The sequence below is a fragment of the Microbacterium paludicola genome (assembly GCF_015235415.1).
GTDB classification, from domain to species: Bacteria; Actinomycetota; Actinomycetes; order Actinomycetales; family Microbacteriaceae; genus Microbacterium; species Microbacterium paludicola.
On sequence record NZ_JADGLL010000116.1, the window covers coordinates 1 to 398 of the forward strand.

The 398-nt window shown below is 31.7% G+C and carries 1 protein-coding gene; it reads left to right on the forward strand.

All coding sequences use genetic code 11. The annotated features are described in order from the left end of the window. Positions 1-175: 175 nt before the first annotated feature. The coding region (locus IR155_RS15785) for an OB-fold nucleic acid binding domain-containing protein (protein ID WP_228067451.1) at positions 176-398 on the forward strand (223 nt) is incomplete at its 3' end.

The window sequence follows — 398 nt, forward strand, 5'->3', positions numbered from 1 at the left end:
TAATTGTTGATGATGCATTTGTTCATTTTGATAAAAAGCGTACTGAAAAAATGTTGAATTATTTACGATCATTATCAGAACACTATCAAGTACTATACTTTACATGTGTAAAAGATAATATTGTTCCATCAAAAGAAGTGATTACATTAAACAAAATAGAGGAAGGCGGGAAACGATGAGAAATATAGAGAATCTAAATCCCGGAGATTCAGTTGATCACTTTTTCTTAGTGCATAAAGCTACACAGGGTGTAACAGCACAAGGTAAAGATTATATGACATTACATTTGCAAGATAAAAGTGGTGAAATTGAAGCGAAATTTTGGACGGCTACAAAAAATGATATGGCAACAATCAAGCCTGAAGAAATTGTACATGTTAAAGGTGACATCATAAACT